Genomic DNA, 21,034 nt, shown 5'->3' with positions numbered 1-21,034 from the left:
AGGGTATCTTCTCTACTCGATGAATGCGTCTGCCGGAAGATTAAAGCGTTCTGCAAGCGCTTTAATATGGCTTACAGTCAGTGCTCTGCGACCATTTAAGATGTTGCTGACGTTCGATTTTGAACCGAGTTCGTTGGCAAGGTCTGCTGCTTTGAGACTGTATTGGTCCATGAGCGTACGCAATACTGAAACGCCAGAGGGTGTTTTCTCCAGGTGTTGGTTGAGTGCTTTGAATTCCGGCGCATGTTTTTCATATTTACTGATTCGGGCACAGAGCAATTCAAATAGTGGGTTTTCAAGATTGTCGTGGTCGACCAGATACTCCACTAGCGCAAGTGCCCTGCGATACTCAGTGTCATTTCGGTCTTCCCCCAACAGTGGGATGGTTTTTACCGCATCGCTGAAGGTATCAACAATCTTTTTTGCGCTGGCTGTATCCATATGACGATGCGTTCTCATTCTTTATTACCCCGATAATATGCTGTCAGTTTGTCATATTCGGCATGGGAAACGATATGTTTGACAAATATCTTATGTGACCTGAAATCTATGTAGGAGATGAGTCTTAGGCTGTTACCAGAAACATCAATCACCCACCATTTATCTCTGTACTTAAAATTATCCAGTGAAGGAATATACTGCTTCATCTCTTCAGGCTGAATGAATGTTTTTTTCTCCAAAACATTCAGTAAATCAGCGAGAGCAAGCTGATGATTTGGATACATGAGCATTGCCTCGTTAAAAGGTTTTCGGCTGATAACATGCAAGGTGTAGTTCCATTACAAGGTTTTCAACCTGAAAACAAAATAACGCAACGCAATTAAGTTTACAAGATGAAAACACTATATTAATTAAGCATGTCTTATTGCTGTAGAATTTATGGCGCGCCAGGCAACATCCCGCATTGCGCTTCGTGCCGCTTGACTCACCCCTGCTAGCTGGAAAAATCCGTGGATAACACCGAGATAGCGTTGGCAGGTGCAATCCACGCCCTGCTCCTGGAACCGTTGATACAGGGCCTCACCCTCATCTCGCAGTGGGTCGAATTCAGCTGTAATGATGTGCGTGGGCGGTAAACCGTTGAAGTCTTCACGCCAGAGCGGGCTGGCTTCGGGATGCAATGGATCGGTTTGCGGCATATACATCTCGTAGCCCGACAGGAGTGTGTCGCGGGTGATAATGTAATCCTGTCCATTATGGTCATAGCTCGCAAAGCTGGCGGTTGCATCCAGCATCGGGTAGATCAGCATAAGCTGCGCAGGTTGCCATTGCCTGGTAGCTTTCAGGCGTAGTGCGGTGACCAGCGCCAGATGCCCGCCAGCGCTATCGCCAGCCAGCGTAATGTTGTCCCGGTCTACTCCCAGTTTCTTGGCATACTTCCAGATAATATTGGCCCCCGATTCAGCATCGTTATGTGCTGCCGGGAAGATGTGCTCTGGTGCGAGGCGATACTGCACCGCAATGACCCGACAGCCGCTGTACCACGCGAGCTGCCTTAGCTGGTTATCATGTGTGGTAAATCCGCCGCTGACAAAGCAGCCGCCGTGATAATAGATAACGCAGGGGAGATTTCCCGTGCTGCCCCGCGGCGAAACTACGCGAAACATCATGGCATCGAGTTCAATATCTTCAACCTGTACGCGGGGTTCAGTGTCTCCGGCCAGGACCGTGCTGGCGATGTAGCCTGCTCTCCGGTCATCAATATTCTGCTCGCGCGAAGAAGGGCGTCCCGCCGCGATAAATGCCTCAACCAGCTGTGCAATCCCGCTTTCCAGTGCCATTTTCACATCTCCTTATCTGTATGGATATACAGGTTTATAACCTGGATAACTAAGAATGAAAATGGGAAAAATGGGGGGGGTTATGATTCTGGAAAGCGGTTCGCAGATTAAATACCGTCATTGGTTTCTGCTGTTTGAATTCTGTATTGTGAGGAAAATGTACTATACGCCATTGACGTATAGTTAATTTCTATTAATATAGTCCAATGGCGTACTCAAAATGCTATTCATAGAAACGGAAATCTTCACTGAAGACGTCAAAAAATTACTGGATGATGATGAATACCGTAGATTACAGATATTCCTTGCGATTCAGCCTGATTGTGGCGATCTGATACAAGAAACGGGCGGACTGAGAAAGGTTCGCTGGAGAGCGCGAGGGAAAGGCAAACGTAGCGGTGTGAGGATTATTTACTTTCATCAAATCAGAAAATCACAAATTCGATTGTTGCTGATTTATCAGAAAGGGATCAAGGATGATCTGACTCCACAAGAAAAAGTGCTGCTGCGTATGTTGAATGAGAGGTGGTAAATGGATAAGGCACTATTTGAGCGATTAACTCAAAGTATGGTTCAGATGAATGAGATCGCTGAAGGAACGCGACAACCTTCCCGTACCTTTCATATTGACGCCATGAAAATAAAGGAAATTCGCCAGTCTTCAGGATTATCACAGAGTCGTTTCGCAGATTTGATATCGGTAAGCGTGGATACGTTGCGAAATTGGGAGCAAGGGCGTCGTTCACCGACCGGTCCAGCAAAAGCGTTGTTACGTGCTATTGCCAATGATCCAAAACATGTCATTCAGGCACTAAGATAATCCCCGGCAGTTTGGTTCAATTGCCGGGGGAAGATCTTAAAACTTACTCCCCTTCACCTGGGAACAGGAACGGGTTGATAGAGCTGCGGGCAAAGCCCTCTTGCTCCATGTGCGCGTCCAGCATCAGTGAAGCGAGATCGTCAGCCACGGCTTCAACTTTAGGGTCCTTTTCCTGATAGAGAATCTTCAGATAAGTCCCACAGTCGCCGCAGCTTTCAGCTTTAATTGCCGCCTGTTCGTTATCCAGCGACCAGTAGTTCAAATCACGGCTTTGCTCGCAGTTGCTGCATTTCACGCGCACCACGTGCCACTCGGTTTCACACAGGTTGCAGTGCAGATAACGCAGCCCCTGAGTGGTACCGATTTGCACCATGCTGGAGACCGGCATTGAACCACACACCGGGCAGTACTGACGCTGTTCACCGTATTCCGCACGGGCTTTGCCGGGGATCAGGCTTGCCATCTGCGCCCAGTAGAGCGACAGGGCAGCCCAAATGAACGGCGCTTTATCGCTGCTGACGGAGGCGAAATCAGAGGCAAACAGCGCGCTGGCCATCAGCTCCAGTTCCTGCTCTGAGGCTTTTTCCAGATTTTCGATCACGGCAAGCGCAGGGCCGCTCATTTCTGGTTTCAGCTCAGCAATTAACGACTGCAGCAGTTTTTGCCAGTGCTTGTCGCGCGGCAGGACGTGGATATCCAGCGGCGGTTTGCCCTGATCGTTCGCTTCTTTGATGTGAGCGGTCAGATCCATCTGCAGCGGATGGTCGTACAACACCACTTCCTGCGCGTGGGCAATCAGCGCGGCAAAGCGCAGATAATCGCCCAGCGGGTTGTTCTCGGCCAGCTCGCGCAGGCGCTCAGCGCGGCGGTTATACAAATTTTTGAGTCTGGGGAATAATAACGGCGGAATCATATCCGCCGTGCGTTTCTCGCTCTTCTCCAGCTCATCTTGCGGGATTATGCGAATACTCATTCAGATGACTTTTCCTGTTTCTGGCGGACTTCACGGTACCAGCGTGGGTGATGTTTCTTCGCCCATGAACTGGTAACCCATCCTTCCACCATCGCGGTAATGGTGCCTTTCACCCAAAGGGCGGCGTAAATGTGCACCATGATAACCACAATTAACGCTACTGCGGCAAATGAATGCAGCATTAACGCGAATCGGATCACCGGGATTGAGAAAGCAGGCGCAAAATACGGACGCCAGATGACCACTCCGCTCACCAGCAACAGGACCAGGAAGATAATCGCCGCCCAGAATACGCATTTCTGGCCGAAGTTATAACGTCCCGTGTCACCTACTTCCTCGTTGACGACAATCTTACGAATATTCTTCGCCCAAAAGATATCATCCCGATTGATTAGATTGTGGTGCCAGTAACGGAAAAACATGATGATAAACGAGGCAAACATGATCACGCCGACAAACGGGTGCACAATTCGCGCCAGTTGTGGAGTGCCCATGATGTGCATCAGCCAGTTAAAAGACGGGAAGAGAAAGCCCATCCCGCTCACCGCCGCCAGAATGAAGCAGAAGGCGGTGATCCAGTGGTTGATGCGTTCCGGCGCCGTGTAGCGCACGATGGTGTCACGTCGTTTCATTTGCGCACCTCGTCGTCTTTTTCATGCAGATTGTCTTCTTCTTCTTCCGCACGGTTCGGGCCTACGCCGACGTAGTGGAAGATGCTGGCCGCAAATGTCGCTGCAAAGCCGACGGCTGCGAGGGGTTTCCAGATGCCTTTCCAGAACTTAACGGTTGCGCTGATCTCCGGGTTCTCCGGCAGGCCGTGATACAGATTCGGTTTGTCCGCATGGTGCAATACGTACATTACGTGCGTACCGCCAACACCCGCCGGATCGTACAGACCCGCGTTTTCGTAACCACGCGTTTTCAGCTCCGCCACGCGCTCGCCTGCCAGGGTTTTCATCGACTCTTTGGTGCCGAAATGAATGGCGCCGGTTGGACAGGTTTTCACGCAGGCCGGTTCTTGCCCGACCACAACACGGTCAACGCACAGCGTACATTTGTAGACGCGGTTGTCTTCCGGATTGAGGCGCGGCACGTCGAACGGGCAGCCCGCGATGCAGTAGCCACAGCCGATGCACTGCTCAGACTGGAAGTCGACGATACCGTTGGCATACTGAATGATTGCGCCTTCAGCCGGACACGCCTTCAGGCAGCCCGGATCGGCGCAGTGCATACAGCCATCCTTGCGGATAAGCCATTCCAGTTTGTCGTTTTGTTCCACTTCCGAGAAGCGCATCACCGTCCAGGATTTGGCGGTCAAATCAGCCGGGTTGTCGTACACCCCAACGTTGTTGCCCACTTCATCACGGATGTCGTTCCATTCAGAACACGCCACCTGACACGCTTTACAGCCGATACAGGTGGTGACGTCGATAAGCTTCGCCACTTCTTCCTGATGGTCCCGCGCCTGAGGCGCGGGGGTGAAACCGTTAGTGGCGGAACGACGAATGATGTCTTGCGATTGATAAGCCATAGGTCGTCTCCGTTACACCTTTTCCACGTTCACGAGGAAGGACTTAAATTCCGGCGTCTGCGTGTTCGCATCACCGACGAATGGCGTTAACGTGTTAGCGATAAAGCCTTTTTTCGCCACACCTTCGTAGCCCCAGTGAATCGGAATACCGATTGTGTCGATATCCTTACCGTTAGCCTTCAGCGTGCGAATACGTTTGGTCACCACCGCCTTGGCCTTAATGTAGCCGCGATTAGAGGAGACTTTGACGGTATCGCCGTGGGAGATACCGAGCTTATTCGCCAGCTTCTCGCCAATTTCCACAAACTGTTCCGGCTGAGCGATGGCATTCAGCAGCGCATGCTTGGTCCAGTAGTGGAAGTGCTCGGTCAGACGGTAGGTTGTACCGACGTACGGGAACTTATCTGCTTTACCCAGTGCTTCTTCGTCACCTTTAAAGATGCGTGCGGCAGGGTTAGAGATAACGTTCGGGTGCAGCGGGTTAGTCCCCAGCGGTGTTTCAAACGGCTCGTAGTGTTCCGGGAACGGACCTTCCGCCATCTTATCGATAGCAAACAGGCGTCCCATCCCTTCCGGCTGCATGATGAACGGCCCTACGTTGCTGCCAGGTGCGGCGGCACTGTAGTCCGGAATATCCATCCCGCTCCACTTCGCCCCATCCCATTTCAGGATCTGACGTTTTGGATCCCACGGATTCCCCTGCGGATCAGCGGAGGCGCGGTTATACAGAATGCGTCGGTTAAGCGGCCATGCCCAGGCCCAGCCCAGCGTATTACCAAGGCCTGACGGGTCGGCGTTATCGCGACGTGCCATCTGGTTGCCTTCCGGCGTCCAGCTACCGGCAAAAATCCAGCAGCCGCTGGAGGTCGTGCCATCGTCACGCAGTTGGGCGAACGAGCTAAGCTGTTGGCCTTTCTTGACGATAACCGCACCGGTTGCCGGGTCGGTAATGTCGGCCAGCGCTTTACCGTTGCTCTCCATCGCCACTTCTTCCGAAGCTGGTTCGTGCGGGGTGGAGTAGTTCCAGGTCATGCTCAGCACCTGTTCCGGGTTCGCGCCACCTTGCTCGGCATACATCTTGCGCAGACGCAGGAAGATACCGGCGAGGATTTCGCCATCGGTAACGGCAATCCCCGGGGCATCCGCGCCTTTCCAGTGCCACTGCAGCCAGCGACCGGAGTTAACGATAGAACCGTTCTCTTCAGCGAAGCAGGTGGACGGCAGACGGAATACCTCGGTCTGGATTTTCGACGGATCAACATCGTTTGACTCACCGTGGTTCTGCCAGAAGGTGGAGGTCTCGGTGTTGAGCGGGTCGATAGTGACCAGGAACTTCAGTTTGGACAGTGAAGCCACAACTTTGTTTTTGTTCGGGAATGACGCGACCGGGTTAAAGCCCTGGCAGATATAGCCATTCACTTTGCCCTGGTTCATCATCTCGAAGTACTGCAGGACGTCGTACCCTTTATCCCACTTCGGCAGCCAGTCGAAGCCCCAGCTGTTTTCCGCTGTCGCTTTATCGCCAAAGAAGGCTTTCATCATCGAAACGAAGAATTTCGGGTAGTTGCCCCAGTAGTTCACCTGACCTTCCAGCAACGGTTTTGGCGTGTTGGCTGCAAGGTAGGTTTGCAGGTCAGTTTGTTTCTCGCTTGGCAGCGTCATATAGCCTGGCAGGCTTTGTGACAGCAGGCCTAAGTCGGTCAGGCCCTGAATGTTGGAGTGACCGCGCAGGGCGTTAACACCGCCGCCTGCCATCCCCATGTTGCCAAGCAGCAACTGGATCATCGCCATGGTACGGATGTTCTGCGCACCCACGGAGTGTTGTGTCCAGCCCAGGGCGTACAGGAACGACGCGGTTTTATCTTTGGCGCTGGTTTCTGCGATGTACTCACAGACCTTCAGGAAGTCGGCCTTTGGTGTACCGCAGATGTTTTCTACGACGTCCGGCGTGTAGCGGGAGACGTGCTGTTTCAGCAGGTTCCATACGCAGCGCGGATGTTGCAGGGTGACGTCGCGTTTGGCGAAGCCTTTTTCATCCAGCTCGTAGTTCCAACTGGTTTTGTCATACTTGCGTTTGTCCGCGTCGTAGCCGGTGAACAGGCCATCTTCGAAACCGTAATCCTCACGCACGATCAGGCTGGCGTTGGTATAGGCCTCAGTGTATTCGCGGTTGAATTTTTCGTTGTTCAGCAGGTACAGCAAAACGCCTGACAGGAAAGCAATGTCAGTACCGGAACGAATTGGCGCATAGAAATCAGCCACCGCAGCGGTTCGCGTAAAGCGTGGATCGATAACAATCAGCTTCGCGCCGTTGTGAATTTTGGCTTCCATCGCCCAGCGGAATCCGACCGGGTGAGCTTCAGCGGCGTTACCGCCCATCACCACGACGAGGTTGGCGTTTTTAATGTCGACCCAGTGGTTGGTCATCGCACCGCGACCAAATGTTGGAGCAAGACTTGCTACCGTTGGTCCGTGTCAGACGCGTGCCTGGTTGTCGACCGCGAGCATACCGAGCGCGCGGGAGAATTTTTGCGTTAAATAGCCGGTTTCGTTACTGGAAGCGGAAGCACACAGCATTCCGGTGGAAAGCCAGCGGTTAACGGTTACGCCTTCAGCGTTTTGTGCAACGTAGTTAGCGTCGCGGTCTTCTTTCATCAGCTTAGCGATGCGGTCAAATGCCTCATCCCAGCTAATCTGTTGCCACTTATCTGAGCCTGGTGCGCGATATTCCGGGAATTTCAGGCGGCTTTCGGAGTGGATGAAGTCCACAAGTCCTGCCCCTTTCGGGCACAGCGCGCCACGGTTCACCGGGTGATCCGGGTCCCCTTCGATATGGAAGATGGATGCTTTGGCGTTTTTTGCGCCGTCACCGAGGCTGTACATTAACAGTCCACAGCCAACGGAACAGTAAGTGCAGGTGTTACGGGTTTCGCGGGTGCGCAGCAGTTTATATTGCCGTGTTTCCGCGAGCGCTACGCCGGGTGCAAAACCCAGTGCCGCTGCCGTGGTGCCTGCCATACCGCCAGCGCAGATCTTAAAGAACTGCCTTCTGCTGACCTGCATGGTTCGCTCCTTGTTTCGACATTGTCACGTTCCCTTCGCTTTTCTGTAACGCGAACGCGAGGGAAGTGGTTGTTATTTTTCTTTGCGGACGGGACCGCAAAGGTCCAGAATTGGGTGAATTTCCCTCCGTCCAGGAGGGATTTGTAAAGAATACCACAATGTTGGTATGCGTGTTCCAATATGGTTAAAAGAAAGTGAATAAGATTATTCAAGAAAACATCAAGAATGTGACATCTTCGACAGGATCGCGCCAGTTGACCCTCTGGAAGCGCGAGGATTTGCAACATCCTCAGCCTGATGAGGTAGCTGAAGAAGTGCCTGTTGCGCTGGTATACAACGGGATTTCGCACGTGGTGATGATGGCATCACCGAAAGATCTTGAGCACTTCGCGGTGGGTTTTTCACTTTCTGAAGGCATTATTGAGTCCCCGCAGGATATCTACGGAATGGACGTAGTGCCTTCCTGCAACGGATTGGAAGTGCAGGTTGAACTGTCCAGCCGTCGCTTTATGGGGCTGAAGGAGCGTCGTCGCGCGCTGGCCGGTCGCACCGGTTGCGGCGTTTGTGGCGTGGAGCAGCTCAATGACATTGGCAAGCCGGTCCAGCCGCTGCCGTTTACCCAGACATTCGATCTGGCGAATCTTGATAACGCTTTACGACATCTCAACGATTTTCAACCCGTGGGGCAACTGACAGGCTGCACGCACGCGGCTGCCTGGGTACAGCCGTCAGGTCATCTGGCGGGCGGGCATGAAGATGTTGGACGTCATGTTGCGTTGGATAAACTGCTGGGACGACGTGCAATCGAAGGGGAAACCTGGCAACAGGGCGCGGTATTAGTCTCCAGCCGTGCCAGTTATGAGATGGTGCAGAAATCGGCGATGTGCGGTGTGGAGATCCTGTTTGCTGTTTCTGCGGCGACAACGCTCGCCGTGGAAGTTGCCGAACGTTGTAACCTGACGCTGGTGGGTTTTTGCAAACCGGGCAGGGCGACGATCTATACGCATCCGCAACGTCTGGTCGCGCTGTGACGCCACCAGGCGGCCAGAATACTGCCGGAAAATGCCAGTTCCATGATTACGGCAACTGGCGAGCCAACAATCACATTGTTCAGCAGCCAACACAGGCTGCCGCACAAGGTGTATCCCCGTAATTTTCCGCTGCGTTTTTGAAATGACGCAAAGGTCATCAGCAGGCTTCCCATCAGCGGCAAAATACTCGACAGATTTTGCCAAAGATAAATGCTACACAGCAGCGACCCCAGCATAAATCCCCACATCACCCAGCGGTGAAAGGTGACGATGGCTGTCGCGTAGCGGCATGCGGCAATGATCATTAACCCAGCCGCAGCGTGTTGATCCAAAAGATAGAAATGGATAGCTAACAGAGACGTAGAACTGGTGAGCAGCGTTAAAGTGATAGCCCGGCGTTGAAAATGAAAAGCGGAAATATCCAGTAAGAAGCTGATGCCAGCCAGCATCTGAGAAAGAAGAAATGCGTTCATTGTGGTCGCCATCTATTAAAGAGTGACGGGACAATAATCGACGCATCACCGTAAGGCGTTAACCTTTGTTAAGACGCTGGCGAATACGGGACAGGCTAACGGGGGTAATGCCGATATAGCTGGCAAGATCGCGCTGGGTGAGCTGTGACTCCCAGTCCGGGAAGTGTGTTTGTACGTACTGATAGCGTTGCTCTGGGGTATTGAGCAGCAGCATTTGCTCTTTTTTCTCTTTGTAGATCAATTGCTGGACCAGTAGCTGAGTCTTAATATCCTGATTTTCCGGCGCATCAAGCAAAGCCAAGGGGATTTCAGTGGTTTCTCCCGCGGCGATCATTTGTAGGCTGTAATCGGCAGGTGTGTTAGTTAGCCAGTTCAGGTACAGAAAGCAGTATTCCCCGGCAAAGTAGAACTCTTTAACCCTTTCAACGCCGTTATCCGCGTGATAAACCGCACGAGCCACACCATGATGTAAAAGATGAATTTTACTTTGTAGTTCACCCTGACGAAGTAACCAATTACCCGCCGGTTGCGTTTTTCTACGGCTGCCAGCAAGCCATTGTGATTCCTGATTACGTAACATCTTATCTCTCAAATAATTTGAATAAGACTGGCAAATCCTTCCGCTTTCAGTTGTTCGGATATCAGCCTATTATTTATCACATCAAGGCACGGTGCCTTACTCAAACAACTAAGTTAAAGGGTTTATATCATGAAAAGCATCAAAACTTTTGTCGCAGTTATCGCTCTGGCTACTTCTTTCGGTTCTTTCGCTGCTCAGACAGTGACCGCAACCGGTTCTACGCTGGAAAGCGCTGAAGCAAAAATCGCCGCTCAGGCTGAACGTGCAGGCGCCAGCGATTACAAAATCACTCAGGCATACACCGGTAACCGCGTGCACATGACCGCCGAACTGCTGAAATAAGATACCTTAGTACTGTCGAAAGAGCGCCCTTGAGGCGCTTTTTTAGTTTATACCCGCCATTCGCAGCAATGCGGTCACCACTGCGGCAGCGACGATCACCACGATTAGCGGCATCTTGCGCCAGGCGATAAATACCGCAAAAGCCACGCCCAGCACGCGGGCCATGCCAGCAAAGTGTTCGCCTTCGTAAAAGGTAGTCGCCAGCGCAACGGAGAACAGTAATACCGTTGCGGCGTCGGAAAGCAGCGCCTGCGAGCGTTCTGAGAACGCTAAACGGCTTCCAAGCTTCGCTCCTCCTAAACGCATTAAATACGTTCCCAGAGATAACATGGCGATACCGACGATAAACAGCGTCATGTTGCCCATTATTTTTTCCTCGTCAGTAAGCCAAACAGTGAGAGCAAAACAGGTAAACCGACCGGCGCAAAGGGGATGGCGGCAAGCGACAACCCGGCGCCGCTACAGGCGCGAATCAGCGTGGTGCGGTTTTTAAAGGCCGGGACCACTAAGGCTAATAAAATTGCAGGGAAGACGGCATCCAGACCGATGGTTTCCGGGGCAGGGAGCAGTTTGCCTACGCCCGCGCCGATCAGTGTGCCAACAGGCCAGAAAATCGCGACGCCCAGACCGCACAGCCAGAAGGCGGCTTTACGTTGTTCGGGCGTTTTTTGCGACAGGCCAAAGACTACGCTTTCGTCGTTCATGATATGACAGCCGAGGAAACTCGCAGCCCGGGAGCCCACCAGATCGCGCACCGTGACGCCAAACGGCACGTGTCGGGCGTTGACCAGTAAACCGGCAGCCGCCGCCGCCAGTGGGTTACCGCCGCTGGCGACGATACCGATAAACATAAACTCGGACGCACCCGCCAGTACCGTAATCGAAAGCACAAACGGTACCCACAGCGGGAAGCCGTAGGCCATCGCCAGCGAGCCGTATGACATGCCGACTACGCCGACGGCCAGACAGACTAAAAAAATTGCTTTTATCGTGTCGCCTTTGAGACTGGAAAAATAATGTTTCATACCGTTTTAGCCATATCGAACGAATTTCCATTATAATGAACGCGACCAGCTAATATTACAAGTCGAACGAATCGTTCGATATAAAGAACATGGAGTCGTGAATGACCCAGCCCATCAGTATGATCGCGAAAAGCCTTGTGCGTGAACGTCAGCGCACCGGTTTGTCATTGGCAGAGATTGCCCGTCGCGCAGGGATTGCAAAATCGACACTCTCGCAATTGGAAGCGGGCAATGGCAATCCTAGCCTGGAAACGCTCTGGTCGCTGTGTGTGGCGTTGGATATTCCCTTTGCTCGCCTGCTGGAGCCGCAGGAACAAAAAACGCAGGTGATTCGTCGCGGCGAAGGGACAAAGGTGGTGGCTGAGCAGGCCCACTACCAGGCCATTTTACTGGCCGCCTGCCCGCCGGGGGCGCGGCGGGATATCTATCTGCTGCTGACGCAACCGGGCGCGGATCGTATTTCACAGCCGCATCCACCTGGATCGGTTGAACACATCATCGTGACGCAGGGTAAGGCGATAGTAGGATTGACGGAAGCGCCGGAGGAGTTAGGCGAGGGGGACTATATTTGTTACCCCGCCGATCGGGCGCATATTTTTAAAGCGCTGGAGCCTGACACTCAGGCGATTCTGGTTTCTGAGCAAAATTGAATTGCCGGATGGCGCTATCGCTTATCCGACCTACAAAAAATAAAACCGTAGGCCCGGTAAGCTTGCGCCACCGGGCATATAACTTACTGCAAATAAAACACTTCTTTTAGCTCTGCGCTAACCGGGCTGTTGTCCGGGTTTGCTGGCATTACGTCACGCATATGCTTCCACCAACGTTGGCAAACGTCGGTGCTGGCAACGGCATTCCAGCGTTCTTCGGACTCAATCTCAACGGTGGCGAACAGCAGATTGCGCGCCTGATCGAGATAAATCGCGTAGTGATGGGCGCCGTGCTCTTTCAGCACCGCTTCCAGCTCTGGCCAGATGGGATTGTGCCGACGTTGATATTCAACGTGCGCGTCGGCATTCACCTGCATCACAAAGGCCTTGCGGATCATAACGCCTCCAGATACATCTCGCGGACCTCGTCGCGGCTGGCGGTGCGCGGGTTGCACGGCGCACACGGATCGGCCAACGCTTTATCCAGCCAGCCTTCAATATCCTCTTTCGTCACGCCAAGGGAACTAAAGCCCGCAGGAATACCAACACGCTTGCTGAGTGTACGAATCGCGTTGATGGCCTCTATACTTGCCGCTTCATCGCTCATGTCACGGGTATCGACGCCCATTGCCTGCGCCACGCGGGCAAAACGCGCCACGGCGTTCGGACGGTTAAAGTTTTCGATTACCGGCAGCAGGATGGCGTTGCAGACGCCGTGTGGCAGATTATGGGTTGCGCCCGGCTGGTGCGCCAGCGCATGCACCAGACCCAGACCAGCGCTGTTAAATGCCATCCCCGCCAGATACTGACCAAACGCCATTTGCTCACGAGCTTCGAGGTTATGACCGTCGTCGACCGCTTTTGGTAGCCACAGGTTGATCAGGCGAATCGCTTCCAGTGCGTTAGCGTCGGTGAGCGGATGAGCACCAACGGAAACATAGGCTTCCACCGCGTGGGTCAGGGCGTCCATACCGGTTGCGGCGGTGACGGAGGCCGGGATTTCCAGCATTACGCTGGCATCATCCACAGCGATGTCCGGGATGATATTCGGGTCGATGATCACCTCTTTAACCTTACGGGCAGAGTCGATAATGACCGCGTTGCTGGTCATCTCTGCTGCCGTACCGGCGGTAGTGTTGATGGCGACCAGCGGGACGCCAGCATTTTTCACTTTGCCCACGCCGGAGTAAGCGGTAGAAGGGCCAGGGTTGGCTGTCAGGATTTTCACCGCTTTGGCGGTATCGATCGGGCTGCCGCCACCGAAGGCGATGATGTAGTCACATTCTGCGTTCTGATAGGCCGCAAAACCTTTTTGTACCAGCTCTTCTGTCGGGTTCGGGAATACTTCATCAAACAGGTGGTAAGACATTTGATGTTTATCCAGCGCGGCAAACAGGCTATCCAGCAGGCCCAGTTTTACCAGTTGACCATCGGTGACGATCAGCGCTTTGCCCCATTGTTTATTCGCCACGAGATTCACCATATCGGCAATCGCGCCGGCGCCATGCAGGCTAATTTTTGGCAGTGCCAACATAAAGCTCATCATTATTCTCCTTAATAATAAAATCCTGTAGGCCGGATAAAGCGAAGCCGCATCCGGCGTTGAGTTGGGAGGTATCAGTACAGCTCTATGGCGCTTGCCAGCGGCGTAACACCAAAGCGTTTGCCAAGTGCGACCAGCTCTTCACGTGAGATGGTCTGCTTCATACCGCCCATCGAAAAGATTTTGACCAGAACTTCGGCGGATTTCTCTGCGGTATCTATCAAACCGAACGCTTCGTCGAGGGTAGGTCCGCTTCCGAACACGCCGTGGAACGGCCAAAGTACCAGCGAGTGTTTCTGCATTTCCTCGGCGGTAGCCTGACCAATTTCATCTGTACCCGGCACCATCCACGGCAGAATGCCAACGCCATCCGGGAACACCACCAGGCACTCGGTGCTGCCTTCCCACAGCTTGCGGGTAATCAGCGCTGTGTTGTTTTCCAGTACGTAGGTCAGAGCGATCAGGTTGGTGGCATGGCAGTGCATGATCACGCGGTCTTTACCGTTCGTCGCTTTAATGCGTTCGCAGTGAGAGAGGAAGTGAGCCGGCAGTTCAGAGGTCGGCACGGCCTCGTGGGTCAGGCCCCAGAGGATGTGGTAGCCCGCACCGTCGCTGTCTATTTGTACCACGCCCAAGTTTGCCGCGGGATCGAGCTGAACGTTACGGAAAAACTTACCGGAACCGGTGACGATAAACGGTGTGTTTGCCAGCAGCGGCATCGGCTGACTTAGCGCAATATAGCGTGGTTTTTCGTGGAAATCGGCGCTAAACGGCGCGATATCTGCTTCATCAAGACGCAGCGTCAGGTTGCCGCCATTACGCTCGTCCCAGCCTTTCAGCCACGCATCAGAAGTGGCTTTGATCATCCCCTGGACGAACCAGGAAGTCGTAATTTTTTGCATGTTCGGTGTTCCTGTTTATTGCCCGAACGTTATCGGGTCTTACGTAGGCCGGATAAGCGAAGCGCCATCCGGCAATCGTGTTTCATTTATTGCCGGATGGCGACGCGGGGCGTCTTATCCGGCCTACAAGCCTGGCGTCACGGTTAGCTACGTTTGCTCAAAATCTCTTTTTCATAAGCGCGCACGCTGTCCAGCCACTGGCTGCCCGCAGGCGTGTCGTGGCGCTGGCAATACATCTCCCAGACGGCCTGCCACGGCAGCGATTTTTGCTCTTCCAGCAGGGCCAGACGTGCGGTGTAGTCGCCGCTGGCTTCGAGCTGACGCAGTTGCTCGGTGGGTTCTAACAGCGCGCGCAGCAGGGCTTTTTTCATATTGCGGGTGCCGATCACCCACGCGGCGATGCGGTTAATGGAGGCGTCGAAGAAGTCGAGGCCAATGTGTACGCGGTCAAACAGGTTGTGGCGAACGATCTCGCTGGCAATCGCCTGAGTTTCATCATCCAGCAGCACCACGTGATCGCTGTCCCAGCGCACCGGACGGCTGACGTGCAGCAGCAGGCGTGGTACATACAGCATGGCGGCGGAAATTTTGTCGGAGATCACTTCAGTCGGATGGAAGTGGCCCGCATCCAGACACAGTGCGGTCTGGCGGCTGGTGGCGTAACCCATGTAGAACTCGTTAGAGCCCACGGTGTAGCTTTCCGCACCGATGCCAAACAGCTTGCTTTCGACGGCATCGATATGGTGCGCTGGGTCGAGTTTCTCGCTGATCACTTCGTCCAGTGCGTCCAGCAGACGCTGGCGCGGCGCTAAACGGTCAACGGTGATGTCTTTCATGCCATCCGGGATCCAGATGTTCATCACCGATGGTGTACCCAACTGCTCGCCAAAATACGCCGAGACGCGACGGCTGGCTTTGCAGTGATCGATCCAAAACTGGCGAATGGTGTCGTCGGCGTGCGCCAGCGTGAAACCGTCGGCGCTCAGTGGGTGTGAGAAGCAGGATGGGTTGAAATCCAGCCCTAACTGGTTCGCTTTCGCCCACTCCACCCAGTTTTTAAAGTGCTCAGGTTTGATTTGGTCGCGGGCAACCGGCGTATCAGATTCCAGATAGATCGCGTGCAAATTCAGACGTTTTGGACCAGGAATCAGGCTCAGCGCCTGCTCCAGATCGGCCCGCAGTTCGGTGGCGTTACGCGCTTTACCCGGATAGTTACCGGTAGCCTGAATACCGCCAGTGAGCGAGCCTTCCGGGTTTTCGAAACCGGCGACATCATCGCCCTGCCAGCAGTGCATGGAGACCGGCAGACGATCGAGCTGGCGTAAGGCCGCCTCGACATCAATGCCTACCGCGGCGAAACGCAGTTTTGCCAGTTCCCAGGCTTGTTCAAGTTGAGTGGTCATGCGCAAAGCTCCTTTGTCTGTCGTAGTGATTGAAACTGCGCCTGGTAGCGGGCAATTTCACTTTCAGGATTGGGAATGAAGGTGGTCAGTTCGTAGTTGGCGCGCACCACCTGACGGAAATCATCGACGTTGTTCAGCTCGTCCAGCGTCATCAGTTGGATGCCAATATTGCCGAGCGTGGAAGCCTCAATCGGCCCGGACATCACGCGAATACCGCAGGCATCCGCACATAGCTGGTTCAGTAAGGTGTTCTGGCAGCCGCCACCGACAATGTGCAGTTGGCTAAATGCTGCACCACGCAGTTGTGCCAGTTCTTGCAGGATGTCGGCGTACAGCAACGCCAGGCTGTCGAAGATACAGCGCGCCAGTTCGGCGTTTTGCAGGGGAACGGGTTGGCCTGATTCACGGCATGCTGCCTGAATTTCTGCACTCATATCGTCGGGGTTGATAAAGCGATCGTCGTTCGGGTTTATCAGGAACTGGCAGGCCGGCAGCGCTTGCGTTTGGCTGATAAGCGTTGGCAGGTCGGTAATCTGGCGCTCTTTTAATACGCGCTGGAGCAGCCACAGCCCCATAATATTTTTCAGGACACGGTAGCGTCCTTCCGCGCCGCCTTCGTTGGTAATATTCGCCGCCAGCGCCGCATCGTTGGTATACGGTGTTCTGCTCTCAAAGCCCATCAGCGACCAGGTCCCGGAAGAGAGATAGGCGCTGTTTTTGTCGGCCAGCGGAGAAGCAATGACCGCGCTGGCCGTGTCGTGACTGGCGACGGCGACAACCGGAATTTGGTTTTTCTGTGGGCAAATCCAGTGGCCGATCACGTTCCCTGGATGCGTCGGGCGACCAAACCAGGCTTTGTCTGCCCCGGTCCACGCCAGCAGTGTGTCATCCCAGTCGTCGGTATTGATATTGACGAGCTGGGTGGTGGTGGCGTTGGTGTATTCCCAGTTCATTTTGCCGGTCAGGCGAAAGCTGAAGTAGTCGGGGATCAGCAGGGCGTGGGCCACCTGCGGGAGCAGTTCTGGCTGCTGTTCAACCAGCGCACGCAGTTGATACAGGGTGTTAAAGGGCAGAAACTGAATGCCGCTACGGCGGTAAATTTCACCTTTACCCGGCTGCTCCATCGCCTGCGCCATAATGCCGGTCGTGCGGCTGTCACGGTAAGAGACCGGCAGACCGACACGTTGACCGATGTTATCGATCAGAACGTAATCCACGCCCCAGGTATCAATGCCGATGCTGTCTATCCGAATGCCTTCATCGCAGACTTTTTTCAGGCCAAGACGAATATCGTTTTCCAGGCTGTCGATGTCCCAGGTGTCAAAACCGTCTGTTTTTTGCAGGCAGTTCATGAAGCGGTGGATTTCACGTAGCGTCAGGGAGCGGTGTTCACTGTCGTAACGCGCCAGCATTACGCGCCCACTGGATGCGCCGAGATCGACTGCGACACAATGGCGAAAAGTCATAGCGAGGTCCTTCTGAGTTTTATTGCACTCAGTCTAAGAACCCCAGATAAAGCGTACCTTCTTGACAGTGACAGCCACAATTAGCGGCTGGCAACATGGCAAAGGTGAACGTGACGCTGTTCACAATTTCTATTAATAGGACCTGTTTTAGCGGATGTGACGCCTTCCGCAATTCGCGATCTTTCCCGCCATTTCTTGAAGAATTGACCGTGTTTACGCACTTTGGCGTCAAAAATTTAAGGTGAGGGTGATAACCCTTAATTACTATTCAGCCATGTTCATTTGATCGGGAAGGATGTCATCATGACGGTATTGCATTGCGTGGATTTTTTTCCGACAGGTAAAGCGCCAGTGGCTATTGAACCGCGGCTTCCTCAACCTGCGTTTCCAGAGCATCATCATGATTTTCATGAAATTGTGGTGGTCGAACATGGAACGGGGATCCATGTGTTCAACGGGCAGCCTTACACCATCAGCGGCGGTACGGTGTGTTTCGTTCGCGATCATGACCGGCATTTATATGAACATACTGACAATCTGTGCCTGACCAATGTGTTGTATCGCTCCCCGGATGCGTTTCAATTTCTGGCTGGGCTGAATCAGCTTTTACCTCAGGAACAGAACGGGCAGTATCCCTCCCACTGGCGGGTGAATCAGGGGGTGTTGCAGCAGGTTCGACAACTGGTGGGGCAGATGGAAGCGCTCGGTGAGGGGATGGATACACCAACGGCGGCAAACCGCGAGATCCTGTTTATGCAGCTGCTGGTGCTGCTGCGTAAAAGCAGCCTGATGGAAGCAGCGACCGATAACGACGCGCGGCTTAACCTCCTGATGGCGTGGCTGGAAGATAACTTTGCCGACGAGGTGTGTTGGGAGGCGCTGGCCGAGAAGTTTTCCCTCTCTTTGCGCACTCTGCATCGCCAGCTCAAACAGCAAACCGGATTGACGCCGCAGCGCTACCTTAACCGCTTGCGGCTGATCAAGGCCCGGCATCTGCTTCGCCACAGTGATGACAGTGTGACAGACATCGCTTATCTTTGCGGATTCGGCGACAGTAACCACTTTTCGACGCTTTTTCGTCGTGAGTTCAAGTGGTCACCACGCGATATTCGTCAGGGGCGCGATCTCGTTGTGGCAAGCCGCCTCCAGTAACGCGAAAGCTATCAACGTTTTTTACCGCCGAATCTCAGATAATCATGTCCCTTAACGCCGGATGGTGGCTACGCCTTATCCGGCCTACGTGTCACGTAATCTGTAGGTCGGATAAGGCGTAGCCGCCATCCGACAGGGAATATTGTGATGGCGAATCATCTGGTCCTTCTGAAATCAGACTTCTTTGCGCATGAGCAGCAGGCTGTGGCCGTGGCTGACCGTTATCCGCAGGATGTCTTTGCTGAGCATACCCACGAGTTTTGCGAGCTGGTCATGGTCTGGCGCGGTAATGGTCTGCATGTCCTTAACGATCGCCCGTACCGGATAACCCGTGGCGATCTGTTTTACATTCGCGCCGAAGATAAACACTCCTACACCTCCGTGAACGACCTGGTGTTGCAAAATATCATCTACTGCCCGGAGCGGTTGACGCTGAATGTTGACTGGCAAGGGGCGATCCCCGGATTTAACGGTACGCCGAGGCAGCCGCATTGGCGACTCGGCAGCGTTGGCATGAGCCAGGTCCGACAGGTGATAAGCCAGCTTGAACATGAAAGTAATCAACGTGATGCACAGGCTTTTACCATGGCTGAGCTGCTGTTCGGGCAACTGGTGACACACCTTAAGCGGCATCGTTATGCCACGGATACGCTCCCGGCGACCTCCAGTGAAACGCTGCTGGATAAACTGATCACCGCGTTAGCCGGTAGCCATGAGCATGCGTTTGAACTGGATACGTTTTGCGAGCGCGAACAATGCAGCGAGCGCGTTTTGCGCCAGCAGTTTCGCAGCCAGACCGGGATGACCATCAACCAGTATCTCCGCCAGGTGCGGGTTTGCCATGCGCAGTATCTGCTCAAACATAGTCGGTTGATGATTAGCGAGATTTCCATGCGCTGCGGCTTTGAGGACAGTAACTACTTTTCGGTGGTATTTACGCGGGAAACCGGGATGACGCCGAGCCAGTGGCGTCATCTCAGTACTCAGCATGCTTAGCTGGCCATTCCCAGACCGACAATGTTTGCCGCGACAATGATCACTACGCAGCCGAGGCTTAGCACGCTGACCGGACGACGACCCGCGTTTTTCCACTCTTTCAATACCAGACCGACAATCCCGCCGCACAGAACATAGAAGCTCATGTGCAGCATCCAGCTTACATAGTCATACTGCGCCGGAATACGTGCGTGGCCCCAGGCGTAGAAGAAGAATTGCAGATACCACATCAAGCCACCAAGCGCAGAGAGCAGTACGTTGGTGATAATCAGCGGTTTGGCTAACGAGAAGTCGGCTTTTATCGACAAGTTCTTCACTTTTGCCAGACGAATGAAGCAGAAGCCCAGGTTAACAAGCGCGCCACCGCCCATAATGACCACATAGCTAGGCAGGGCGACATACAGCGGATCGACGCCCAACGCGGCGGCGGCATCGTGCATCGGTTTCGCCGCGTTCATCGCAAAGGACATCCCGGCGGAGAAAATACCGCACATGACGGCCAGAACCAGACCTTTTTTCAGGTTGAAATCTTCCGCTTTGATGCCCATTTTGCGTTCTTTTAACTGACCGGCACGGGTAACAATACCCACGCCAATCAGCGCGACCAGTACGCCAAGCAGCGTCATGCGGCCACCAGAGGTATTGATCAGTACATCAAAATTGCCGTTGATAATCGGGGTCATCAGCGTGCCGACAATCAGCGTAATACCTATCGCAATCCCGATACCCATCGACATACCGAGATAGCGCATGGTCAGGCCATAGTTGATATTGCCAATCCCCCACATTGCACCAAACAGAAATACCGGCGCCAGCGTGGAGAGGCTGAAGGAGCTGAAGTAGGCCCAGAAATCGGGAAGTAACATGGCGCTGATGGTCCACGGCAGGATTATCCAGGAGACGATCCCGCCAACCGACCACATCGTTTCCCATGACCAATGTTTGACTTGCTTGAACGGGGCATAGAAACAGGCGGCACTGGCTGCCCCTATCAAATGCCAAAAGATACCCATCGTAATCGCGTTACTCATGACTTAATCCTCGTTATTTTTTATCGTCGGTAATGACCCCTCCGACCTAACGAGTTTAAAAATTACGCAGGTGGTTAACCTTTTGACGATTGCCGCCCTTTTGCGCATGTTGGCAATTATCACGTTAAGTGGGTGATTCGGCTCACATCTTTAACAATGGGTTTGATTCATTAAGACCCTGTAAAAAGTACGGCATTGATAATCATTTTCAATATCATTTAATTAACTATAATGACCCAACTGCTTACGCGGCGTTAACACTGGCCGCCCGA

The 21,034-nt window shown here is 53.6% G+C and carries 24 protein-coding genes; 7 read left to right on the top strand and 17 right to left on the bottom strand.

What is annotated here, in order from left to right; genetic code table 11:
* Nucleotides 1–12: 12 nt before the first annotated feature.
* From OGY08_RS01425 to OGY08_RS01415, 3 genes are all read right to left on the bottom strand, one after another.
* Nucleotides 13–459 carry a helix-turn-helix domain-containing protein gene (locus OGY08_RS01425; protein ID WP_125363054.1) on the bottom strand — a complete coding sequence of 149 codons (447 nt, stop codon included), beginning with the start codon at nucleotides 457–459 and terminating at the stop codon, nucleotides 13–15.
* The gene (locus tag OGY08_RS01420; RefSeq protein WP_048215202.1) at nucleotides 456–767 is read right to left on the bottom strand and encodes a type II toxin-antitoxin system HigB family toxin; all 312 of its coding nucleotides are present in this window, start codon (nucleotides 765–767) and stop codon (nucleotides 456–458) included. Before OGY08_RS01420 ends, OGY08_RS01425 begins: the two co-directional genes overlap by 4 nt.
* Before the next feature lie 84 nt (nucleotides 768–851).
* Nucleotides 852–1,781 carry an alpha/beta hydrolase gene (locus OGY08_RS01415; protein ID WP_125363053.1) on the bottom strand — a complete coding sequence of 310 codons (930 nt, stop codon included), beginning with the start codon at nucleotides 1,779–1,781 and terminating at the stop codon, nucleotides 852–854.
* 220 nt (nucleotides 1,782–2,001) lie between these two features.
* Between OGY08_RS01415 and OGY08_RS01410 the strand changes: the two genes are divergently transcribed.
* Both OGY08_RS01410 and nadS read left to right on the top strand, forming a co-directional pair.
* The gene (locus OGY08_RS01410) at nucleotides 2,002–2,313 is read left to right on the top strand and encodes a hypothetical protein (RefSeq protein WP_060683044.1); all 312 of its coding nucleotides are present in this window, start codon (nucleotides 2,002–2,004) and stop codon (nucleotides 2,311–2,313) included.
* The gene (gene nadS / locus OGY08_RS01405) at nucleotides 2,314–2,601 is read left to right on the top strand and encodes a NadS family protein (RefSeq protein ID WP_048215199.1); all 288 of its coding nucleotides are present in this window, start codon (nucleotides 2,314–2,316) and stop codon (nucleotides 2,599–2,601) included.
* Nucleotides 2,602–2,644: 43 nt separating this feature from the next.
* Here the strand turns inward: nadS and fdhE are convergent, their stop codons facing one another.
* The 4 genes from fdhE to fdnG are packed head-to-tail and all read right to left on the bottom strand — an operon-like array spanning nucleotide 2,645 to nucleotide 8,168.
* Nucleotides 2,645–3,574 (bottom strand): formate dehydrogenase accessory protein FdhE, encoded by a 930-nt coding sequence (gene fdhE, locus OGY08_RS01400; protein WP_125363052.1) that lies wholly within the window; start codon nucleotides 3,572–3,574, stop codon nucleotides 2,645–2,647.
* A complete protein-coding gene (gene fdoI / locus OGY08_RS01395; protein WP_003028686.1) occupies nucleotides 3,571–4,206 on the bottom strand; it encodes a formate dehydrogenase cytochrome b556 subunit in 636 nt (211 codons plus the stop codon). Before fdoI ends, fdhE begins: the two co-directional genes overlap by 4 nt.
* A complete protein-coding gene (fdoH, locus tag OGY08_RS01390; RefSeq protein WP_003825273.1) occupies nucleotides 4,203–5,105 on the bottom strand; it encodes a formate dehydrogenase O subunit beta in 903 nt (300 codons plus the stop codon). The genes fdoI and fdoH overlap by 4 nt, the downstream gene beginning before the upstream one ends.
* 12 nt (nucleotides 5,106–5,117) lie before the next feature.
* Complete coding sequence (gene fdnG, locus OGY08_RS01385; protein WP_100247862.1) at nucleotides 5,118–8,168, bottom strand: formate dehydrogenase-N subunit alpha; 3,051 nt, start codon at nucleotides 8,166–8,168, stop codon at nucleotides 5,118–5,120.
* A 194-nt stretch (nucleotides 8,169–8,362) separates the two neighbouring features.
* Here fdnG and fdhD point away from each other — a divergent pair, with 194 nt between their 5' ends.
* Complete coding sequence (gene fdhD / locus OGY08_RS01380; protein ID WP_071692610.1) at nucleotides 8,363–9,199, top strand: formate dehydrogenase accessory sulfurtransferase FdhD; 837 nt, start codon at nucleotides 8,363–8,365, stop codon at nucleotides 9,197–9,199.
* Here the strand turns inward: fdhD and OGY08_RS01375 are convergent.
* Both OGY08_RS01375 and OGY08_RS01370 read right to left on the bottom strand, forming a co-directional pair.
* Entirely contained in the window at nucleotides 9,166–9,672 is a 507-nt protein-coding gene (locus tag OGY08_RS01375) for a YgjV family protein (RefSeq protein ID WP_032945569.1), read from the bottom strand. The two genes, fdhD and OGY08_RS01375, sit on opposite strands and share 34 nt — an antisense overlap.
* Before the next feature lie 58 nt (nucleotides 9,673–9,730).
* On the bottom strand, nucleotides 9,731–10,252 hold the full coding sequence (locus OGY08_RS01370; protein ID WP_125363050.1) for a Crp/Fnr family transcriptional regulator: 522 nt from the start codon (nucleotides 10,250–10,252) through the stop codon (nucleotides 9,731–9,733).
* Nucleotides 10,253–10,381: 129 nt separating this feature from the next.
* Between OGY08_RS01370 and OGY08_RS01365 the strand changes: the two genes are divergently transcribed.
* Complete coding sequence (locus tag OGY08_RS01365; RefSeq protein WP_003825262.1) at nucleotides 10,382–10,594, top strand: YdgH/BhsA/McbA family protein; 213 nt, start codon at nucleotides 10,382–10,384, stop codon at nucleotides 10,592–10,594.
* A gap of 42 nt (nucleotides 10,595–10,636) precedes the next feature.
* On the opposite strand, the gene OGY08_RS01360 is transcribed toward OGY08_RS01365, so the two are convergent.
* Nucleotides 10,637–10,960, bottom strand: coding sequence for an AzlD domain-containing protein (locus OGY08_RS01360; RefSeq protein WP_125363049.1), 324 nt, complete (start codon nucleotides 10,958–10,960; stop codon nucleotides 10,637–10,639).
* On the bottom strand, nucleotides 10,960–11,619 hold the full coding sequence (locus OGY08_RS01355) for an AzlC family ABC transporter permease (RefSeq protein WP_003825259.1): 660 nt from the start codon (nucleotides 11,617–11,619) through the stop codon (nucleotides 10,960–10,962). Before OGY08_RS01355 ends, OGY08_RS01360 begins: the two co-directional genes overlap by 1 nt.
* A gap of 101 nt (nucleotides 11,620–11,720) precedes the next feature.
* Here OGY08_RS01355 and OGY08_RS01350 point away from each other — a divergent pair, with 101 nt between their 5' ends.
* Nucleotides 11,721–12,269 carry a helix-turn-helix domain-containing protein gene (locus OGY08_RS01350; RefSeq protein ID WP_103015338.1) on the top strand — a complete coding sequence of 183 codons (549 nt, stop codon included), beginning with the start codon at nucleotides 11,721–11,723 and terminating at the stop codon, nucleotides 12,267–12,269.
* Between the two features lie 83 nt (nucleotides 12,270–12,352).
* Here the strand turns inward: OGY08_RS01350 and rhaM are convergent, their stop codons facing one another.
* From rhaM to rhaB, 5 genes are all read right to left on the bottom strand, one after another.
* Entirely contained in the window at nucleotides 12,353–12,667 is a 315-nt protein-coding gene (rhaM, locus tag OGY08_RS01345) for an L-rhamnose mutarotase (RefSeq protein ID WP_003825253.1), read from the bottom strand.
* Nucleotides 12,664–13,812, bottom strand: a complete 1,149-nt coding sequence (fucO, locus tag OGY08_RS01340) for a lactaldehyde reductase (protein ID WP_125363055.1) — start codon at nucleotides 13,810–13,812, stop codon at nucleotides 12,664–12,666. The genes rhaM and fucO overlap by 4 nt, the downstream gene beginning before the upstream one ends.
* Nucleotides 13,813–13,886: 74 nt before the next feature.
* Nucleotides 13,887–14,714: a rhamnulose-1-phosphate aldolase gene (gene rhaD, locus OGY08_RS01335; protein WP_008787010.1), complete on the bottom strand. Its 828-nt coding sequence runs from the start codon at nucleotides 14,712–14,714 to the stop codon at nucleotides 13,887–13,889.
* Between the two features lie 143 nt (nucleotides 14,715–14,857).
* Nucleotides 14,858–16,117: an L-rhamnose isomerase gene (gene rhaA / locus OGY08_RS01330; RefSeq protein ID WP_008787011.1), complete on the bottom strand. Its 1,260-nt coding sequence runs from the start codon at nucleotides 16,115–16,117 to the stop codon at nucleotides 14,858–14,860.
* Complete coding sequence (gene rhaB / locus OGY08_RS01325; protein WP_048237087.1) at nucleotides 16,114–17,583, bottom strand: rhamnulokinase; 1,470 nt, start codon at nucleotides 17,581–17,583, stop codon at nucleotides 16,114–16,116. Before rhaB ends, rhaA begins: the two co-directional genes overlap by 4 nt.
* Before the next feature lie 303 nt (nucleotides 17,584–17,886).
* Here rhaB and rhaS point away from each other — a divergent pair, with 303 nt between their 5' ends.
* The gene (gene rhaS, locus OGY08_RS01320) at nucleotides 17,887–18,735 is read left to right on the top strand and encodes an HTH-type transcriptional activator RhaS (protein WP_008787013.1); all 849 of its coding nucleotides are present in this window, start codon (nucleotides 17,887–17,889) and stop codon (nucleotides 18,733–18,735) included.
* Between the two features lie 147 nt (nucleotides 18,736–18,882).
* Nucleotides 18,883–19,731: an HTH-type transcriptional activator RhaR gene (gene rhaR / locus OGY08_RS01315; RefSeq protein WP_008787014.1), complete on the top strand. Its 849-nt coding sequence runs from the start codon at nucleotides 18,883–18,885 to the stop codon at nucleotides 19,729–19,731.
* Here the strand turns inward: rhaR and rhaT are convergent.
* Nucleotides 19,728–20,762, bottom strand: a complete 1,035-nt coding sequence (rhaT, locus tag OGY08_RS01310) for an L-rhamnose/proton symporter RhaT (RefSeq protein WP_003825242.1) — start codon at nucleotides 20,760–20,762, stop codon at nucleotides 19,728–19,730. The two genes, rhaR and rhaT, sit on opposite strands and share 4 nt — an antisense overlap.
* Nucleotides 20,763–21,034: the final 272 nt, after the last annotated feature.

Origin of the sequence: Citrobacter sp. Cpo069, assembly GCF_030332785.1 — a bacterium.
Taxonomy (GTDB): Bacteria; Pseudomonadota; Gammaproteobacteria; order Enterobacterales; family Enterobacteriaceae; genus Citrobacter; species Citrobacter portucalensis.
The sequence above is the reverse complement of the archived record's forward strand: the minus strand, read 5'-3'. Positions and strand labels throughout refer to the sequence as shown.